Annotated in this window: 18 protein-coding genes and 5 tRNA genes; 4 read left to right on the forward strand and 19 right to left on the reverse strand. The window is 49.8% G+C overall.

From position 1 onward, the window contains the following. Nucleotides 1-10: 10 nt before the first annotated feature. Both AGRI_RS05005 and AGRI_RS05010 read right to left on the reverse strand, forming a co-directional pair. On the reverse strand, nt 11-1,000 hold the full coding sequence (locus tag AGRI_RS05005; RefSeq protein ID WP_040291473.1) for a GGDEF domain-containing protein: 990 nt from the start codon (nt 998-1,000) through the stop codon (nt 11-13). 83 nt (nt 1,001-1,083) lie between these two features. Continuing rightward, a complete protein-coding gene (locus AGRI_RS05010) occupies nt 1,084-1,668 on the reverse strand; it encodes an HAD family hydrolase (RefSeq protein ID WP_008983915.1) in 585 nt (194 codons plus the stop codon). 154 nt (nt 1,669-1,822) lie between these two features. Here AGRI_RS05010 and AGRI_RS05015 point away from each other — a divergent pair, with 154 nt between their 5' ends. Next, nucleotides 1,823-2,521 (forward strand): YebC/PmpR family DNA-binding transcriptional regulator, encoded by a 699-nt coding sequence (locus tag AGRI_RS05015; protein WP_008983916.1) that lies wholly within the window; start codon nt 1,823-1,825, stop codon nt 2,519-2,521. A gap of 68 nt (nt 2,522-2,589) precedes the next feature. Here the strand turns inward: AGRI_RS05015 and AGRI_RS05020 are convergent, their stop codons facing one another. The 4 genes from AGRI_RS05020 to bdpA all read right to left on the reverse strand — a co-directional run bounded on the left by AGRI_RS05020 (nt 2,590) and on the right by bdpA (nt 5,155). Continuing rightward, complete coding sequence (locus AGRI_RS05020; RefSeq protein WP_040291475.1) at nt 2,590-2,769, reverse strand: hypothetical protein; 180 nt, start codon at nt 2,767-2,769, stop codon at nt 2,590-2,592. Between the two features lie 78 nt (nt 2,770-2,847). After that, entirely contained in the window at nt 2,848-3,255 is a 408-nt protein-coding gene (locus AGRI_RS05025) for a cytochrome b562 (protein ID WP_040291477.1), read from the reverse strand. A gap of 113 nt (nt 3,256-3,368) precedes the next feature. Beyond that, complete coding sequence (locus AGRI_RS05030) at nt 3,369-3,566, reverse strand: hypothetical protein (RefSeq protein ID WP_008983918.1); 198 nt, start codon at nt 3,564-3,566, stop codon at nt 3,369-3,371. 92 nt (nt 3,567-3,658) lie between these two features. After that, complete coding sequence (gene bdpA, locus AGRI_RS05035; RefSeq protein WP_040291479.1) at nt 3,659-5,155, reverse strand: BAR domain-like protein A BdpA; 1,497 nt, start codon at nt 5,153-5,155, stop codon at nt 3,659-3,661. A gap of 492 nt (nt 5,156-5,647) precedes the next feature. Here bdpA and AGRI_RS05040 point away from each other — a divergent pair, with 492 nt between their 5' ends. After that, nucleotides 5,648-8,230: a TonB-dependent receptor gene (locus AGRI_RS05040; RefSeq protein WP_008983920.1), complete on the forward strand. Its 2,583-nt coding sequence runs from the start codon at nt 5,648-5,650 to the stop codon at nt 8,228-8,230. A 49-nt stretch (nt 8,231-8,279) separates the two neighbouring features. Here the strand turns inward: AGRI_RS05040 and AGRI_RS05045 are convergent, their stop codons facing one another. Next, nucleotides 8,280-8,786: a M48 metallopeptidase family protein gene (locus AGRI_RS05045; protein ID WP_008983921.1), complete on the reverse strand. Its 507-nt coding sequence runs from the start codon at nt 8,784-8,786 to the stop codon at nt 8,280-8,282. 140 nt (nt 8,787-8,926) lie between these two features. Between AGRI_RS05045 and AGRI_RS05050 the strand changes: the two genes are divergently transcribed. Both AGRI_RS05050 and AGRI_RS05055 read left to right on the forward strand, forming a co-directional pair. Further along, the gene (locus AGRI_RS05050; RefSeq protein ID WP_156808357.1) at nt 8,927-10,474 is read left to right on the forward strand and encodes a sensor domain-containing diguanylate cyclase; all 1,548 of its coding nucleotides are present in this window, start codon (nt 8,927-8,929) and stop codon (nt 10,472-10,474) included. A gap of 236 nt (nt 10,475-10,710) precedes the next feature. Beyond that, entirely contained in the window at nt 10,711-11,070 is a 360-nt protein-coding gene (locus tag AGRI_RS05055; protein WP_008983923.1) for a hypothetical protein, read from the forward strand. An 86-nt stretch (nt 11,071-11,156) separates the two neighbouring features. Here the strand turns inward: AGRI_RS05055 and AGRI_RS05060 are convergent. The 12 genes from AGRI_RS05060 to tolQ form a co-directional block, all read right to left on the reverse strand. Further along, nucleotides 11,157-11,246: transfer RNA gene (locus AGRI_RS05060), tRNA-Ser, on the reverse strand. 104 nt (nt 11,247-11,350) lie between these two features. After that, a complete protein-coding gene (gene nadA / locus AGRI_RS05065) occupies nt 11,351-12,409 on the reverse strand; it encodes a quinolinate synthase NadA (RefSeq protein WP_008983924.1) in 1,059 nt (352 codons plus the stop codon). 74 nt (nt 12,410-12,483) lie between these two features. Beyond that, nucleotides 12,484-12,559, reverse strand: a tRNA-Lys gene (locus AGRI_RS05070). A 20-nt stretch (nt 12,560-12,579) separates the two neighbouring features. Next, nucleotides 12,580-12,655 (reverse strand) — tRNA-Lys (locus AGRI_RS05075). A gap of 18 nt (nt 12,656-12,673) precedes the next feature. Further along, nucleotides 12,674-12,749 (reverse strand) — tRNA-Lys (locus AGRI_RS05080). Nucleotides 12,750-12,777: 28 nt separating this feature from the next. After that, nucleotides 12,778-12,853 (reverse strand) — tRNA-Lys (locus tag AGRI_RS05085). Between the two features lie 180 nt (nt 12,854-13,033). Beyond that, nucleotides 13,034-13,828, reverse strand: coding sequence for a tol-pal system protein YbgF (ybgF, locus tag AGRI_RS05090; protein WP_040291480.1), 795 nt, complete (start codon nt 13,826-13,828; stop codon nt 13,034-13,036). Between the two features lie 22 nt (nt 13,829-13,850). Then, nucleotides 13,851-14,369, reverse strand: coding sequence for a peptidoglycan-associated lipoprotein Pal (gene pal, locus AGRI_RS05095; RefSeq protein ID WP_008983926.1), 519 nt, complete (start codon nt 14,367-14,369; stop codon nt 13,851-13,853). A gap of 47 nt (nt 14,370-14,416) precedes the next feature. Then, the gene (tolB, locus tag AGRI_RS05100; RefSeq protein ID WP_040291482.1) at nt 14,417-15,763 is read right to left on the reverse strand and encodes a Tol-Pal system beta propeller repeat protein TolB; all 1,347 of its coding nucleotides are present in this window, start codon (nt 15,761-15,763) and stop codon (nt 14,417-14,419) included. Between the two features lie 2 nt (nt 15,764-15,765). Beyond that, on the reverse strand, nt 15,766-16,725 hold the full coding sequence (tolA, locus tag AGRI_RS05105) for a cell envelope integrity protein TolA (RefSeq protein WP_008983928.1): 960 nt from the start codon (nt 16,723-16,725) through the stop codon (nt 15,766-15,768). Further along, nucleotides 16,715-17,140: a protein TolR gene (tolR, locus tag AGRI_RS05110; RefSeq protein WP_008983929.1), complete on the reverse strand. Its 426-nt coding sequence runs from the start codon at nt 17,138-17,140 to the stop codon at nt 16,715-16,717. The genes tolA and tolR overlap by 11 nt, the downstream gene beginning before the upstream one ends. After that, nucleotides 17,140-17,820 (reverse strand): protein TolQ, encoded by a 681-nt coding sequence (gene tolQ / locus AGRI_RS05115; protein WP_008983930.1) that lies wholly within the window; start codon nt 17,818-17,820, stop codon nt 17,140-17,142. The genes tolR and tolQ overlap by 1 nt, the downstream gene beginning before the upstream one ends. Nucleotides 17,821-18,249: the final 429 nt, after the last annotated feature.

Here is an 18,249-nt window from a genome sequence, read left to right on the forward strand (position 1 = left end):
TGGTTTCCTTTCAGGCGGCAACCACCTGGTTGCGACCATTGTTTTTAGCCTGATACAAGGCCATATCGGCGCGGTGTAGCCACTGCTCCCAGTCTTCATCAGGCTGCAGCATGGCAACTCCGGCTGACAAGGTAACGGGCTTAGCATCAGGTAAGAGTAAACGGCGTTCAACATTCAGCCGGATTTTCTCCGCTAATTGCGGCAAATCGGCCGCATTGATATCACGTAGCAGCACGAGAAACTCTTCACCACCATAGCGAAATACCCGGTCACTTTGTCGCAACACACTGCTGATCAGCGGCACCAGTTGCACCAGAATTTCATCGCCGGTACGGTGACCATAGTTGTCATTAATCTGCTTAAAATGGTCTAAATCAAACAAAATAACGCCAAAATTAGTCTGCAACCGCTGTTTGAGCTGCATCGCCAACTCTAACTCCGCATTTAACGTATGGCGATTGCCAGCACCGGTCAGGCTGTCGATGCTGGCCAGTTGTTTTAGCTCGCTGCGTTGCAGTTGTGTCCGATAAGCAAATACATAGGCGAAAAAGCTGGAAATAAAGGCCGTAACCGCAAATGCCAGTAATTGATAGTGGCTTTGGAAAATCATGCCCGGTACCACTAGGTCGGTAACAATTAAGATGCCCAACATCAGCATCGACAAGACCACTGCCGTCAGCGGCGATACCAGAAAGAAGATAAAAACCAGAATGGGATAAATCCAGAATACGCCATTGGTTTTAAGACTAAAACAGACGATCAATACGCCAACACAGAAAGTAACCGCCATAAACTGTCCGGGCCGCACCGTGTCACCGGTACGCCAGGCATAGATCACGGCAATAACAGAAGACAGCACAATCAGCAGATCGGCAATGCCCACCACCAAATTGCCACTTAATAAGCGATAAATGCCATAAGGCGTAACAAATAGCGTGATAATCAGGCCGACCAGGCTAATCATTGCCAGATAAAAATTGTTCCTTAAACGCGTCAGCACCTTGCACCTTTATTATAGGTTGTTCTTATACAACCACTATAGTGCCAAAAGGGGGTACCTGACAACCGTTGCACAAATATCGCTCAGGCAAAGGCCCGGGCTAACTCCGCAAAATGCCCGATATGGTAGTTTGCCAGCGGCTTAAAATGCTGATTTGTTTCATTAAGATACAAGCAGGACCAGGCACCAGCATTCGCTGCAGTCTGCAAATCAAACACATAGTCCCCGACATATAATAGCTGCTGGCAACTAATATTCAGGCTGGACGAGATACTATATAAACCGGCAGGATCGGGTTTGGCGGCGCAATCCTCGCGGGTTAACACCAGCGAAATCGGTATTTGCAGTCGCTGCAGCGTCAGGCGGGTGGCAGCGCGCATATTGCGGGTTAAAATGGCCAGCGGTATCTGCTGAGCCTGCAACTGCTGCAAGCAGTCGGCGGCGCCGGGCATCCAACTCGCCTGCTCAGCACCGCGCATCTCATGCTGATAAATAATGTCTGCCGCCCGCTGCGCTTCGGCACAGTCGCCAAGCTGAGAAAGCCGCTCCAGTAAGGGCGTGCCCTCAGGCCAGCCAATATCACGACAGATCGCCCGAAAATCCAGCCTGGAGTCGACCAGGGTGCCATCTAAATCAAAAGCCACTGCCCGGATATGTTGTAAATTCATTGCAGGTTCCACGTCTTAAGCACCAGTACAGGCCGAAGTTACGCAAAGCGCGCGCTAACGGATTAAAAAAATCCGGGCAGCGGTTGCGGCCGGTAGCTGCAATTCGCTAGACTAGCCGACCGAAATTTTCTCTTTAGCTTAACAGGAATGCATTATGGGTGCCCAGTGGAAAACCAAGCATAAAATGGATGCGGCCAATGCCAGAGGCCGGATCTTTACCAAACTTGCCAAAGAAATTATGGTTGCCGCGCGCAATGGTGCAGATCCCAGCATGAACGCCAAATTACGGGCCGCAGTTGAGGCTGCGAAAAAAGCCTCGATGCCGAAAGATACCCTGGAGCGGGCGATTAAAAAGGGTGCCGGCTTGCTGGATGGCCCGGTTAACTACGAAACCGTGGTTTATGAGGGCTTCGCGCCACATCAGGTACCGGTGATTGTCGAGTGCTTAACGGATAACAAAAACCGCAGTGCCCAAAGTATGCGGATCCTGTTCCGTAAAGGCCAGTTAGGTAGTTCAGGTTCGGTATCCTGGGATTTTAAACATCTGGGACAGATTGAAGCTGTACCCACTTCCGCCGACGCCGATCTGGAGCTGGCAGCGATTGAAGCGGGTGCTCAGGATTTTGAGCAAGGCGAAGACGGTGAAGTGATTTTCTTAACCGAAAGTACCGATTTAGACGCTGTTGCCAAGGCGCTGCCAGATTTTGGCTATGAAGTACATTCGGCGAAACTGGTTTACCGCGCCAACAACCCGGTCAGTCTTGATGACGCAGCCCGCGCCGAAGTCGAAGCCTTTTTGGACGCTATCGACAATGATGACGACGTGCAGAACGTCTATGTCGGCTTGGCGTAATATCTAAACCAGCCTTGCCCGGCGGCTTCTGCGCCGGGCAGCCATCTTTGTTATAACCCGGTTATAACCTAGTTATACCCCAACACCGCGCAATGCTCGGTATCGCCATCAACGGCTGTGACTTCCGGCTCATCCGGCTCAGACCATACCAGACTTAACGCCCGCCGCTCCTGCTTGCTTAAATCCACCGTATGCGGCTGATAATAGTAACGCTCGGCATGGGGTTGCTTAGTTTGTTTCGCTTTCATCACTAAAGCTCCTTCGCTGCATAGTGAGCTAAGCTTAGGAGGCGGCGGCTGAGCGTGCGCTGAACAACAACTATGCGTTTACACTTTACCGAAAATCAACTGCCAGAAACTAAAGCGCCGCTCTTTATGGTAACGTTTTTTCAGTTGCTCGACAGCCGCTAAATGCTGCTGCAGTTTTACCGCATCGTCTGCTACGGCGGCTTGTTTCGCCAGGGTTAGCTCTGCCAGCACTTTATCCAGACCTTCCTGAAACACGTCAGCTTTATCCGTTGGCATAGGTGCACGCTTCGCGTCATGCGTTAAACGGTGCAGTTTTTCTAAATGTGGTAAAGCTGCTGCCGGATTGGCAGCTTCTGAGGCCTGTTTAAACGCAAACCCCATGGTTTTCATAGTACGTTCCAACGTCAGGGGCTCGGCAGCCTGCACTACCTGACTGCACACCAAACCGCCCGCTAACAGCAACATCGCAACAGATGCTTTAAACATAAGGCCCTCGAACTGACAAAAAAGTGCGCTTATTATAACGGAAGCAGCGCAGAGGGCCACCTTAAAAACGGGAATGCCCGGTAGTCAATATGGCTACCGGGCTTGTTTTGGCTTCAGATACTGTCAAAAAACTCCTGAACCCATTCGCGGGCATCGTCTTCATCCAGTTGATAACGCTCTTGCACTAATTCAGCGAGATAATCGGGATTGCCCCGGACTTGCTCGAGCTCAGCATAGCTGATCCTGTCCCACTGTAACTTGGCCTGAGCGCGGACCCTGCCCCATTCACTTTCGGCAAAGTATGAGCTCATCGCATTTTCCTCGCAGCAGAGAAAATGACCTGACGCCAAGACTGGCGCCAGTTTTAGTATAGTCGTTGGCTGCAGCTTTGCCTGACTATCGCTTACAGGTAAGCTTTGTTAAACGACTCGCGTGATTGCTTAAGATATTCACGGGCTTTTTTGGCATGATTTTCCCATGCTTCGCGGTCAGCTTTGTCGGTAAAGGGGTTTTGTTCTGGTGCCACTGAACGGTCAAATCGCTCGTAATAAGTGAGCATTTGCGAGGTGATCTGGTTAAAACCGTCTTTATAACTCTGCATTGAATCAAGCAATTCTGAGGTTTTCAGTACAAAGCGGATCAGCTCGGTATTATTGCCATCATTCAGATAAGAACCGGCTTTCAGGCTGATATTGCCTGAAACCGCCGCACTCATACTTTGCCGGACTTTTTCATCTTTACTGAGTACCCGGCTGATATTCTCCTTCGAGCTGGCGATATTGGCATGCAGTAAGGTATCCCGCAGGTGTTTTTCCAAATCACGCCTAAAGCTTTCAATAGTACGCTGAATATTGCTCAGTTCATTGTCCAGTTGACTGACTTGCTGCAGTTCGCGCTCCAGCTCGGTTAAAAAACGCTCTGCGTCCTGATAAATTTTTAGGCCCTGCTCTTCGGCGAATTTGCGGTCGGCACGGCTTAAACCGGCATTCTGATAATTGGAGCGATCAAAGCTGGCAGCCAGAAAAGATTTGAACGGTTCAGCAAAAGCCGAATAAGTGCCGGCACTGACCACATTTAAGCTGGCAGTTACCAGATCACCGAAAGGTTTAATCATCGAGTTTAAGCGGGCTTGCTGGATTTTTGATGTCACCCTTTTGGTATCACTAATAATGTTGCGAAAGCTGGCATAAGCCATAGGGTTCGACATCTTATTGCGTTCAGAGCTGGCCAACACCAGTGAAATGCCGGAATGCAGCGCATTAGCATATTCCAGATATTGACGCTGTACTTCAAGCTGTGCCGCGTAGTTGCTGCCTAAGCTGCGAAAAGACTCTGCCTGTAATTCGATATTTTGATCGCGACGCAGTTTATCCAGAATGCCGCTAATAATGCGCTGTTCATTTTTCGTCAGCGCGGTGGCCAGCAAAATACGTTCTATTTGCAGATCGTCCAGCTGCACGAAGCCATGCTGCGCTTCAATATCGAGGCGTAAAAACTTACGCCCCGGATCGTCAACCGATACCCGGTGCGCTTTGTAGCCACTGCTGCCACTTTGATGTTCAATCACCGCGACCGGCTGCCAGGCACTATCCAGTGTGCTGCGATCTGACACCAGCACCTGGATACGGTAACTGGTAAGTTCTGACTCCGGCAACACCCAAAGCTCCAGCAAACCTTGCTCGCCCAAGGCATCACGGCTAAATAGTGTATGACTACCACTGGTGCAACGTAAGGCGCCCTGCCCACTGCGTGGTTGCTCGCTGGTAAGCTGGCAATCACCCAGGGTGCGCCACTGGCTAAGGCCGCTTTGTTCAAAGTCACTGTTAAAAACGGTGCCGGCAGGTCTGGCTAAGACAGGCAGTGCCAGAATGACACCACAGAACAACATAAATCGACGCATCTGAACCCCGATTAAACTCTTGCCGGTTATGGCAGCACCGCAACAACGCGGTATTGGCGCGAATTTTAGCAATAGCCGGATTGCACAGCAATTGTTCACCAAAGATAAAGTTTCAACACTGGAGCTGCAAAATTTACTTGACAGCTTGCGACCAATCAGCAAATTATAGCGGCAGATGTTTCTCACCCCCAGTGTTCAAATCAGATAAGGAGGCCGACTATGCAAAAGTGCGCATGCAATCGCCATGGCTATTATGTCGCCCCTTATTACCTGTCTGAGTGGTTTAATAATTAGCCCCAGCTCTGCGTCAGGCAGAGACTCCTCACATCAAACTTAGCAGTGACTGCCACACGGTCGCCTGTCGCATTGTTTTGCGCGTCAGGTGCTGCGCGGTAACACCCTAAGCAATTGGATTTTCTGTTTCGACGCCGCTTCTCTTTTTTAATCAGATTGCCATTACAGGCAACATTTTTATGATCCAGAGGAATGTGTATGAAACGAGAAATCATCAGTCGTTTAACCAAAATCAGTTTAAGTTGTAGTCTGGCGTTAAGTGGCCTTGCGCTGGCGCAACAGGAGCCTACTGACGACAGCAGTCAGATCGAAAAAATCGAAGTGACCGGTTCGCGCTTAAAAGGCGTGGATATGGAAGGTGCCAATCCGCTACAAGTCTTTAACCGCGATGAGTTGCTAAGCCGCGGTTATGACAGTATCAGCACCTTCTTGCGCGATTTGCCGCAAGCCAGTGCCGGCACCTTTAATGAAATTGGCAGTGTCTCAGGCAATGATGGCACTCCGGCCGGCTCTGCCGGTGTCAGTTTACGCGGTCTGGGCAGCAGCTCCACTCTGGTGCTGGTTAATGGCCGCCGGGTCGCCGTCGATTCGTTTGCCAATGGCGCCGATACCTTCGTCAATGTGAATGCCATTCCAATGTCAGCCATTGAACGGGTTGAGATCCTGACTGACGGTGCCTCATCGGTTTATGGCTCCGATGCAATTGCCGGGGTAATTAACTTTATTCTGCGTAAAGACTTTGAAGGTCATGAGTTATCTGCGATGTACGGCGATGATACTTCCAGCCACGATTTTAACCGCAAAAATCTGACCTATGTTGGTGGCTTTCGTACTGAAAACAGTAATACAACAGTAGTTATTGATTACTTTGACCGCAATGCATTATTTAATAAAGATCGCGATGTCGAAGTGACTTTTAAATCCAATACCCGGGTAACCATTGATGGCCTTGACTATGCCGAGCCATGGTGTGGTGATGACAAAAGTAACGCTGGCACCCGCTGTGTTTATGATTATGTCATTCAACGGGCTATCCAGCCGGAAACCCGTAATTTCGGCACCTCTGTAAATCATTATTATGATTTGGGAGATAACCGCGAATTCTTTGCTGAAGCCATGTACCAACGCAATACCGGCTTTACCTATGATGCGCCTGCCGGCGTCGATGTTACTGTCGCCGGTAATGCCAGCTTTGTTCCGCAGTGGGCCAGGACCATTAATGCCCTGGACGGCAACCCGGATAACTCTATCCGCCTAAGAACGCGCTTCCCAGAGCGACGCAGTCAGGAATTCGACAGCCAGGCCTATCGGGTATTAGCGGGTCTTCGCGGCGAGTTGGCTGACTGGGGTTATGAAACTGCGCTTAGTTATGGCAAATCTGATAGTGAAATTCGCCATGTCAGCGGTTACTTCTCTCGCGCGGCAGTACGTCAGGCGTTGGATAATGGCAGCTTTAACCCCTTTAACCTCGGTGCCGATACAGCACAAAGCGTCATTGAAGGAATGCGTGCTGTGGCACCACGGCGTGGCGAGTCAACGGTAGCGGCGCTGGATTTCAGCCTGAACGGTGAGCTGTTTAGTTTGCCCGCTGGTGCGGTACAATCTGTGCTCGGTGGCGAATATCGGCGGGAAGAAATCAGCGATCGCCCCGATGCCCTGGCTGTCGCCGATGAAATTTATGCCCTGGGTGCCAGCGATGCAGCTGCCAGCAGAAATCAGTTTGCCTTGTATTCGGAACTGCACCTGCCGCTACTTGAGCAACTGGATGCCGTCGTTGCCCTGCGTTATGACCGCTACAGCGACTTTGGTGGTGATGTTAACCCCAAATTGTCGCTACGCTATCGTGCCACAGATAACCTGATTTTCCGCGCCTCAGCCAGTACCGGCTTCCGTGCCCCATCGTTATCGCAAATTGGTGCCGGTAAATCACTGGGCTTTAACTATATTAGTTGCTTACCAGGTCAACCGTTCCAGAGTTTCTGTGGTAACCAACCCGTTGAGATTGGCTATGACGAAGAGCGGGTTGGCAACAAAGCGCTGGATGCCGAGAAGTCACGCGCGCTAAACCTGGGGATGTCGTGGAACCTGACCGATGACCTTCAACTGACTGCCGATTACTGGCGTTACCGGCATACTGACATTGTTGACTATGACTCAATCACTACTTTACGTGGCTGTTTAAATGGTGATGTCCCAGTCACCAATACTGAAGCCGCGCTTGGCGACAGCTTCGGCTGTGTGGTGGTGAATAACGAGCTGGTCTTCCTGCGCACCGGTTTCTACAACATCGGCAGTCAGGAGACAGACGGTATTGACGTTAACCTGAATTACCGCCTGGATACTGACTACGGCAGCTTTAAGTTTTACGCCACTGGTACCAAAACCTTCAGTTATGAGCGGCAGTTAACGCCTGACTCGCCAAAAGAAGATTTGCTGGGCCGCTTATCCGGTGCTAACGAAATCGCCCGTCCGGATTTAGTCGCAGATCTCGGTACCGATTGGCGCTCAGGTGACTGGAAAGCCAGCCTGTCGGCACACTATGTCAGCTCGCTGGGCGACGGTGATTTCCGCTTTGGTGGTAACGAAACAGTGAAATCCTGGACCACATTAAGCGCTAGCCTGGGTTATGACCTTACCGAGAACCAAAGCATTAGCCTGGCGGTGCGTAACCTGACTGACAAAGCGCCACCTTATGCGTCCTCACCCACTAATGGTTACGCCAGTTCCGTGCATGACTGGATCGGCCGTTTATGGACGCTACGTTATACCGTGAGCTTCTAACCTTTCCCTGGTAGGGGTGCTCGGGGGTGGTTTTCCCCGGCGCCCTTTTTTATTTGCAAACGAGCTGGCTGTCCTGCCAGGTCAGATAGAGTCGTAAATCAAATTCCAGCTGATGATAAGCCGGCTCCATATACTGACAAAGCTGATAAAAGGCTTTGTTATGGTCCTTTTCCCGCAAATGCGCCAATTCATGCACCACCACCATTCGCAGCAATGGTAACGGCAGTTGCTTTAACTGACTGGCAATACGGATTTCGTTCTTACTTTTTAATTTACCACCCTGCACCCGGCTGATTTGGGTGTGGGTGCCTAACGCATTATTAATAATATGAATTTTCGGATCAAACACCGCCTTGCTAATCGGCTCGCTGCTTTTCATATATTGCCGCTTTAATTGTTGGGTGTAATCGTAAAGTGCTTTATCGGTTTGAATATTATGGCTATTTTGCGGGTAGCGAGCGGCCAGCATTGCCGCCAGTTTGCCTGTCGCCAGCAAGTGTTGCACCTGTTGGCGAATGTTATCCGGATAACCTTGCAAGTAAGGCAGTTCAGTCATATTGGGCTTTTAAAAGATGTTACCGGGTATCAATGCTAATAAATTAATTAAGATTTTACTGTTTAGTGGCTAAATAAGAAACAAAATCTGTTAAGCTAAAGCCAGAATCTTTTAGCGCGTATTGTAAGGATAAACAGTTGTTGCAAAGGATACTGCAGATTACGTTATTGTTACTCCTCGCCGGTACCTTTTCTGCGAAGGTATTTGCCGATGCCGGTTGTCAGTTGACCCGAAATCTGGCAACCGGCATTGAGCACTGGCAACTGCAATCAGGCAAAAATACTCTGGTGCCGCTTTATAAAGGACAAAACGCTTTCTTATTGCAATGTGATTTAGCAAAAGATGGCGTGCTGACTTTTCAAAGACCCGGTTTAATCAGCCATGAGCTGGACCTTGGCAGTGAAGTCGGTTTGACTATTACCGCAGGACAAATCGCCTATGCTTTGCCACAGGGGCTTTTCAAGGCGACCCTAAAACTCGAAGCTGAACACGCATACACTCCCCGCTTTAAATGGCAGTATCAGCAAGACTTTCTCACGGCTAGCCAACAGCATAGTCTGATTATGGGCGGCTTTTATGGCTTAGGCTTTACGTTGATGTTACTGTCTTTTGTAGTCGGCTGGAGAATTAAAGCGCCGGCCTTAAAGTTATATGGTTTTTATATTGCCTGTCTGACCGCTTTTTTAGTACTGCAGGAAGGCCAGCTGTTCATCTTCTTCAGTGAAGATATCGCCGAGCTGCACAAATTCGCTTATATCTTGAGTATTGGCTTCACTGTGCTGAGTGCCAGCTGGTTTTTTTCCAATTTTTTATATATCAAACAAGATTTCCCCTACTTAAATTACGCTGTTATTGGCTTTTCGTTGGTGGTGTGTGGCTGCGCAATTCTGCGGGCACTCTTTGCGGAAAGTCTGCCGCTGTTTTGGCTTGGCGCCATTATGGGCTACGGTACTTTGCTGATTGTAACGATGGTGTTTATCGTATCCTTGGTGCAAGCTTATCGGGGAACCCGTGAGGCAGGTTTAATTTGTATTGCGTTATCGATAGTGCTGTTCAGTCTGTTGTTTCGTGTGGTGTTGCTCAACTATAGCCCCTTTATACAGCGCTATGGCTTTGTGCTCGCTCTGGCAATTGAATCTATTATTCTGGCGCTGGCGTTGGCACAACGGGTGAGTCGGATTACTCAGGAAAAAGACATTGCTGAACAAGCGGCTAATCTGGACCCTTTATGTGGTATTGCCAATAGAAGAGGTTTGAACTCGAAACTGGCAACGCTTGCTGCGTCTGACCCGGACGACCAGATGCTGTATGCCGCTTTTTATATAGATGCAGATGATTTCAAATCGATTAATGATAACTACGGCCATAATGTTGGTGATATGGCTCTACAACAAATTGCGGCCTGTTTGACTAAAAATATGCGACAACATGATGTCTACGGCCGACTGGGCGGTGATGAATTTATCGCAATCGCCAGTTTTAAACATATTGCCGAGGTTTACAAAAAACATACTGAGCTAAAACAGGCAATGAGCTGTGTTACCTTTAACCTCGGTAATACCGAGCGGACAGTTTCAGCCAGTGTCGGTTGTGCCATTTTCGAATCGCTGCCAGACGATCTTGATGACATTATCAGCGCCAGTGATCGCTCGATGTACGTAGAGAAAAATAATCGGAAGTTGGGATAGTTTGAAGCAAATCCCCCACCTGCGGAAGAACTCACCACCTCTCCGCTCATGCATGCTTTGCCAGCAGTTGTTGCGCCTGCCGGCAAATTTTTTTTCGGGTAGCCGCGCAGATAAGACAAGTTATACATAAGAAATTCTTATCCTTTTGTCACAATTAATCTCGTGTTTCCGCCACAGCGCTGTCACAACTCGGGCATAAACTGCGCACAGTTTATCTAACTTAACCGGAGATCGTGATGAAATTATTAGTTAATGCTGTGGTGTCGTTAACCGCCCTGTTCAGCCTGAATGCGCTGGCCAGCAATAACAGCTATGTTTATTCTAATATTGAGTACTGCCAACTACAGAGTCAGGCCGTTGCCAGCAGCCAGTTAGATGCCTATGCCCGCAAACTGGGCTTTGCGCCAGAGCTGCATGAGTGTCGCACCTTGCTACAGCCACAGCTTATTGAGCAGCGTGAGTTAGAGTTATCCAAGCAGTTACGTGACCTACAACGCGGCTCGGTGATCCGGATAAACAAAAAAGCAGAGCAGAAACTGGCGGCGTTGCCAGCGGCTGAGCGCGCCGAGGTGTTAAAGCGATTTGGCTTGAGATAACAGCACAGCACGATTCGAACCAAGACCTCGCTCACCGCATTAAAACAAAAGGCCCACGCTTTTGGCGTGGGCCTTTTGTTTTAATCTGGCGGAGAGAGAGGGATTCGAACCCTCGTTAGGGGTTAACCTAAACACACTTTCCAGGCGTGCGCCTTCAGCCACTCAGCCATCTCTCCGGGGCTTGCACTGCAAGCGCCGCTATACTAGGGAAAAAGCAGCGGCGGTGCAAGGGTTAAATGCGTTGGCCGCTGTTGTTGCCGCTATTTTAAGCAATCACAACTCAGGCGTTACCTTTTACCTGCACCTTTTGCTCTTTGGCGAAATTTAACATCCGGTTAAGCGGTAATAAGGCCCGTTCACGCAATGCCGCATCGACAAAGATCTCATGGCCGCTTGGGCTTAGCAGCGCTTCCTCAATGGCTTTTAAGCCGTTCATGGCCATCCAGGGGCAATGGGCGCAGCTACGACAGGTTGCACCGTTACCACCAGTGGGGGCTTCGACAAAGCTTTTCTCTGGCATTAACTGCTGCATCTTGTAGAAGATGCCGCGATCGGTGGCGACAATAAAATGCTGGTTCGGCAAAGTTTGCGCCGCTTTAATCAGTTGGCTGGTGGAGCCAACGGCATCAGCCAGCTCCACTACGCTATCAGGCGACTCCGGATGCACCAGTACGGCGGCTTCCGGGTGTTGTTTTTTCAGCTCACGCAGGGCATTGGCTTTAAACTCATCGTGCACGATACAGGCGCCGTTCCACAGCAACATATCAGCGCCGGTTTTCTTTTGCACATAGGCCCCCAGATGCTTATCCGGGCCCCACAGGATCTTCTTCCCCTGGCTATCCAGATAGTCCACGACATCAAGTGCAATAGATGAGGTGACCACCCAGTCAGCACGGGCTTTTACTGCTGCAGAGGTATTGGCATAAACCACGACCACACGGTCAGGATGCTGATCACAGAATGCAGAGAACTCTGCGGCGGGGCAACCCAAATCAAGAGAACAGGTGGCTTCCAGCGTTGGCATAATCACGGTTTTTTCCGGCGTTAAGATTTTCGCCGTTTCGCCCATAAATTTTACGCCGGCTACCAACAGGGTTTTTGCCGGATGCTGATTGCCAAAACGGGCCATTTCCAGTGAGTCAGACACACAGCCACCGGTTTCTTCAGCCAGGGCCTGGATTTCTGGATCGGTGTAGTAGTGAGCGACCAACACGGCATCTTTAGCGGCAAGCAGTGTTTTAATGCGCGCCTTGTAGGCCTGCTTTTGATCGTCAGATAATGGCACAGGCTTTTTCGGGAAACGGAAGTCCTGCTCAGAAAAATACAACGGCTGCTCCATTAGGCTTACTCTGTAGGCTAACAAGGGCGCGTATTATATAAGGGACAATCAGAAAAAGACAGTGTCAGGCTGTTTGGTGGGTCATGATGGATTCGAACCATCGACCAACGGATTAAAAGTCCGCTGCTCTACCAGCTGAGCTAATGACCCAAACAGGATAACGCGAGAAGTGGTGGGTCATGATGGATTCGAACCATCGACCAACGGATTAAAAGTCCGCTGCTCTACCAGCTGAGCTAATGACCCAAACAGGATAATGCGAAGTGGTGGGTCATGATGGATTCGAACCATCGACCAACGGATTAAAAGTCCGCTGCTCTACCAGCTGAGCTAATGACCCACTTCGAATTTACTTGTTTGCGCGATGTTGGTGGGTCATGATGGATTCGAACCATCGACCAACGGATTAAAAGTCCGCTGCTCTACCAGCTGAGCTAATGACCCCCACCGCGGACGCATATCTTACTGATTTACGGAATTTGTGCAACCAAAAACTACGAAAAAAAGCGATCTGGACGCCTGTTTGCTTAAAATGCCAGCGGATTGATGGCGGAGCTCTTGGCAGCAATTAGGTATAAAATTGCTAAACACCATAAAGAAAAACCCGGCACCAGGCCGGGTTGATCATTTCAGCGCATCTACTCGTTCTTTTGCCAACCTGGCAGCTGTGGAGCTACCATGGGCCGACACGACTTTACGGTAGTGTGTTAAGGCCGCAGCCTTATCATTTTCCCGCTCTGCAATTTGTCCGAGTTTTAACAAGGCATCTGCTACCTTATTTGAGTCAGCAAAGTTATTCACTACGCGCTCAAACTGGGTTTTTGCTTTTGCCAGCTCGCCGTTGTTAAATAACAACTGACCAAGCCAGTAATGAGCATTTGGCGCATACACCGAGTTCGGGTAGGTACGCAAAAAACTCTCAAATTCTGGAATAGCAGCATCATAGCGCCGGTCTTTCAGCACCATGTTGACCGCTCTGTCATAGGCGTCATTTTCCGAGGCATTGCCCGAAACCGTGACTGCCGGGCCACTCGTGGCGTTTGGTGTCGTATTGGCAGTGCTGTTACCAGCACTACCTTGCACGGCACTTACCCGCCGCTCGATTTCCTGGTAAATATCACGTTGCCGCTGAATAATTTCATCCAGCTGATACGAGTGGGTTTCAGTGACCCCGCGCAGCTCGCTTACTTCATCCAGCAAGACCTGCAACTGTTGCTGCATTCTTACCTGCGCTTCGGCGCGGGCTTCAACCACCCGCTCCAGCGCAGCCAGCCGCTGCTCTACCGTACCGGTGGCAGCTGCAGCCGTAGAGGAAGCAACCCTGCCGCTTCTGCTTATCTCAGTAACCGGCGCCGGATTCGCCCAAGCGCCGATACTGACTAAGGACATCGCTATAAGCAGAGGTTTCTTCACTGTCATCCTCACTCGTACCCTTGGTTAATTAGTATACTAAAACCGCGCGACGGTTTTTCGCGTAAGCCGCTTCGTTCGTTTCACGAACTACTGGCTTCTCTTCACCGTAGCTAACAGTAGACAGTTGACCAGCGCTTACGCCCAGGTTCTGTAAGTACTGTACTACAGACAGTGCACGACGCTCGCCCAGGGCGATGTTGTACTCTGGAGTACCACGCTCGTCAGTGTGACCTTCGATAGTCACGCGAACGCTTGGATTTGAACGCAGGAATTCACCGTGAGCTTGTAATACTTCGGCGAACTCAGGACGGATAGTCGCTTTGTCGAAATCGAAGTATACGGTGTTCTCGCGACGCAGCGCTTCCATTTTCTGACGCATTTGCTCAGCAGCAGTTACTGCTGGATCAACGCGCTCTACCTGTACAGTTTGGTTAGTGGCTGAAGTATCAGCATCACCAGCACCAGTAGAAGATTTAGAGCTACAAGCTGCCAGTGCTAATACTGGAACTGCAACTAACAAACCTTTTAACACTTTGTTTAAGTTCATAATGTTGTCCTTAGATTATATTTACCAAGTTTTACCAAGTTTTTGTTTTATAAAAAAGGTGACCAAGCCGGCGATTTAACTTGTCCATCAGACGCCGGTAGTCGTGCTTTAAAACGCCCATCCATAGAAACCAGTGCCAGTACCTGCGAACGACCATGCATAGTACTGTAAATAATCATTGAGCCGTTCGGTGCAACGCTGGGCGACTCATCAAGGTTCGTCGCGGTCAGCACTTGCAGGTAACGGCTTTGTCTATCCAATCTTGCTAAATGATAGCGCCCATTTGTACGATTTACCATCACAACCGATTGACCATCAGGCGAAAAAGTACCAGCCAGGTTCATTTCACCTTCAAAGGTCAAACGACGGGTATCACCAGTGGCTATATTAACGGTATATAACTGTGGATTACCGCCGCGCTCAGAGCTAAATACAATTTCCTGACCGTCTGGTGACCAACTCGGCTCCGTATCGATAGCACGGTGGCTGGTGATTCGGGTTAAGGCTTTGGTGGCAATATCCATTACGTAAATTTCAGCGTTACCATCTTTTGATAATACCATCGCCATCTTACGGCCATCCGGCGACCAGCGCGGCGAACTGTTAATACCCGGGAACGCGGTCAAAATGGTACGCCGACCAGTATAGATATCCTGGATATAAATCTGTGCCTGACGCTTTTCAAAAGTCACATAAGCCAGCTTAGTGCCATCCGGTGACCAATCTGGTGACATCAATGGCTCTTTCGAACGCAGCAATACCTGCTCGTTATAACCGTCGTAATCTGCAACCACTAACTGGTATGGAAATTCTGCGTTCGGCCGTACCAGCACATAGGCAATTTTGGTTAGAAACGCACCGCGCTCACCAGTAAGTTTCTCGTAAACGATATCGCTAATGCGGTGTGCATACTGGCGAAATTGACCGCCATTAATGGTGGTTTCACGGGCATCCAGAATAAACTGACTGCTACCGACGAGCTGGCCAGCATTTAACATCTGAGTGCTGATACCGCTATTACCTTTAAGCACGTCAATCAATTCAAAACTTACCGAATAGCGGTCAATCCCTACCTCGGTAATTTCACCCATCACAATGGCTTCAACCCCTTCGCGTGCCCAGGCTGAAAAATTAATTTCTGCGGATTTTGACGGCCGCTGCGGCATTTTAATAAAAGGGATCGGGCTGAACTTGCCACTGCGCATTAAGTCTGCTGCAACCACTTCGGCGATATTTTCTTTCGGTAAGGTCGTACCCCGGAAGGTAAAAGGCAGGACGGCGATAGGCCGCGCTGAATCCACACCGTCAGTAATAATAATTTCCAGTGAAGCTTGCGCCTGCACTGTGACCAGCAGCAAAACGCTGCAAAATAGGCTTCGTAATAACTTTGTCATCATCAGAATTCAGGTGCCACCGTTAAGTTTATATCTTTTAACTGATTATACACATCCGGATCCTGCGACATAGGGAAGGTTCCGGCCCGGTTTACCGCCCGCACTGCGGCGTCACATACTGCGCGATCGCCATTGACCACGCTAACACTGGTTACAAAGCCGTTCGACGCCAGACGCAAATTCAAGCGGCAGGAACGCCCGCGCATCGTCGATTCATCTTTGATCAGATTACGGGTAATCGCATCACTGATCATCGCCGTGTAACGTTGTACTTCTGTTACCGCTTGTTGCGCTCTGGCCCGACGACGGGCATCGGCTTCCGCAGCCATTTGCTCTTGTAACATTCTTTCCTGCTCAGCACGTTCGCGTTGCTCCCGCGCCTGACGCTCGCGTTCAGCCTGGGCTTTGGCTAACGCCTCCTGCTCAGCTTTGCGTTTCGCTTCAGCGGCTTTCGCTGCTTCTTCAGCTTTTTTACGCTCTTGTTCACGCGCAATGCGCTGCTGCTCAGCGGTGCGGGCTTTAGCTGCTTCAGCTTCCTGTTGTTTTTTCGCTTCGGCTGCCGCTTTACGCGATGCGGCAGCTGCCTCATCGGCTTTACGCTTTTCTTCCGCTACCCGCTTTAAGCGCGCTTCTTCCTGTGCTCTGGAACGTTCGGCCTGCTGCGCCCGACGCTCTAAATCGCGGATCCTTTGCTCTTCTGCTTTACGAGCATCATCTTGCTGCTTTTTGATCTCAGCAACCCGCTGCTCTAACACGTCTTTGTCTATCGCCACTGCCTCTACCGGTGCCGGCGGCGGTGGCGTACTGCTGGCAGCGCCAGCTTCACCAGACAGCGTTATTTGCGTTGGCTTAGGCCAAAAGCTCAGGCTGCTGATGGTTAACCCCAGCACTATGCCCAAATGTACCCAGGCCGACTTTGCCCAAGCCGTTTGCCACCACTTTTCGGTTAACTCAGACTTCATTATCAGTCATCAACCCGACAGAGGGTGCTCCGGCTTGCTTTAATACATTGATCAGGCGGATCACAGAATTGTAATCAACACGACCATCGCCCTTCACGATAACCTGAGTGCCAGGCTCAATACTTAACCAACTGGCCACTTCGACCTGTAACTGCGACGCGGTAAAAGGCCCCTGCTGGTTACCGTCTTTTTCAAAATAATACAAACCGGCTTCATCTACCGTGGCAACCAGCGGTGTTTTGCCATCTTTCATCTGTTCAATCGGCTCAGCTGCAGACTTCGGCAACTCAACCTTGACGCCCTGAGTAATAATTGGCGTCGTAATCATAAAAATCACCAGCAACACCAGCATCACGTCGATGTAAGGCACGACGTTAATTTCGGCGACCGGACGACGTTTTTTACGGGTATACATCAGGCGGCTTCTCCGCTGCTAACCTGGCGATGCAGAATATTGGCAAACTCTTCGACGAAATTCACATAGCTGCTTTCCAGCTGTTCGACCTGATGTGAAAATTTGTTATAGGCAATAACGGCTGGAATAGCGGCAAATAAGCCAATAGCTGTTGCAATCAAGGCTTCTGCGATACCAGGCGCGACCATCGCTAACGTGGCTTGCTGCACCGCACCCAGCGCAATAAACGAATTCATAATACCCCATACCGTACCAAACAAGCCGATATAAGGGCTGATCGAGCCGACGGTCGCCAAAAACGGTAGGTCTTGCTCTAAACGTTCGACTTCACGCGATAAACCAACGCGCATCGCCCGATGGGTACCATCCATCACAGCGGTCGCCTGGCGACTGCTCTTGTGCAGGCGGGCAAATTCCTTAAAGCCGGCTTTAAACAGCGACTCCAGGCCATCAACTTGCTGGCGGGCACTGACTTCGGCGTATAGCTTTGACAAATCGATACCAGACCAAAACCGGTCTTCAAACTTACGGGCGTCTTGCAGGGCTTCTTTTAATACTTTTTTGCGTTTGAAAATCATCGCCCAGGAGGTGACAGACATACCAACCAGGATCAACATCACTGCCTGCACCACAATACTGGCATCGAGTAATAAATGCAGAATCGAAATTTCACCTGCCACGCGTTAGTACCTCTGTAACTATATTGTTTAAAAATCTTATCAGACCTCGTTAAGGTACTGATTTGCTTGTACAGCGTCAACCTTTTACCGGCCTGCGAACCTATGTTCAGCGTTATACAAACACAAAATTTGCGTCACTGTTTCCATCTGCCAGATTTTACACCATCAAACTGCCATCCGCCCTTCTATGCACCCAGCCATTAGCTGCGCGTTTTATCCATATAATTCAGGTGGTTAGCTTGAAGCACCAAACTTGCCGAAGTGCGTTTTGTCTTGATAAACCGCACTGTGGTGATGAGGTGGTTTTACTGCGTCTGGATCCATGTAATTTCGCGCCTGTATGATAATTAAGCCTGCAACGGAACTCAATCAGCCAACTGCCGTTTTGGTAACTATATTTTTTTACTTCGACCACTTGTTTTTTTACAA

It is taken from the genome of Alishewanella agri BL06 (assembly GCF_000272005.1).
Classification (GTDB): Bacteria; Pseudomonadota; Gammaproteobacteria; order Enterobacterales; family Alteromonadaceae; genus Alishewanella; species Alishewanella agri.

Coding starts and splice junctions, on each gene's coding strand:
- AGRI_RS05010 (WP_008983915.1), bottom strand. CDS start 1,668: ATGAATTTACAACATATCCGGGCAGTGGCTTTTGATTTAGATGGCACC.
- AGRI_RS05015 (WP_008983916.1), top strand. CDS start 1,823: ATGGGTGCCCAGTGGAAAACCAAGCATAAAATGGATGCGGCCAATGCC.
- AGRI_RS05020 (WP_040291475.1), bottom strand. CDS start 2,769: ATGAAAGCGAAACAAACTAAGCAACCCCATGCCGAGCGTTACTATTAT.
- AGRI_RS05025 (WP_040291477.1), bottom strand. CDS start 3,255: ATGTTTAAAGCATCTGTTGCGATGTTGCTGTTAGCGGGCGGTTTGGTG.
- AGRI_RS05030 (WP_008983918.1), bottom strand. CDS start 3,566: ATGAGCTCATACTTTGCCGAAAGTGAATGGGGCAGGGTCCGCGCTCAG.
- bdpA (WP_040291479.1), bottom strand. CDS start 5,155: ATGCGTCGATTTATGTTGTTCTGTGGTGTCATTCTGGCACTGCCTGTC.
- AGRI_RS05040 (WP_008983920.1), top strand. CDS start 5,648: ATGAAACGAGAAATCATCAGTCGTTTAACCAAAATCAGTTTAAGTTGT.
- AGRI_RS05045 (WP_008983921.1), bottom strand. CDS start 8,786: ATGACTGAACTGCCTTACTTGCAAGGTTATCCGGATAACATTCGCCAA.
- AGRI_RS05055 (WP_008983923.1), top strand. CDS start 10,711: ATGAAATTATTAGTTAATGCTGTGGTGTCGTTAACCGCCCTGTTCAGC.
- nadA (WP_008983924.1), bottom strand. CDS start 12,409: ATGGAGCAGCCGTTGTATTTTTCTGAGCAGGACTTCCGTTTCCCGAAA.
- ybgF (WP_040291480.1), bottom strand. CDS start 13,828: ATGACAGTGAAGAAACCTCTGCTTATAGCGATGTCCTTAGTCAGTATC.
- pal (WP_008983926.1), bottom strand. CDS start 14,369: ATGAACTTAAACAAAGTGTTAAAAGGTTTGTTAGTTGCAGTTCCAGTA.
- tolB (WP_040291482.1), bottom strand. CDS start 15,763: ATGACAAAGTTATTACGAAGCCTATTTTGCAGCGTTTTGCTGCTGGTC.
- tolA (WP_008983928.1), bottom strand. CDS start 16,725: ATGAAGTCTGAGTTAACCGAAAAGTGGTGGCAAACGGCTTGGGCAAAG.
- tolR (WP_008983929.1), bottom strand. CDS start 17,140: ATGTATACCCGTAAAAAACGTCGTCCGGTCGCCGAAATTAACGTCGTG.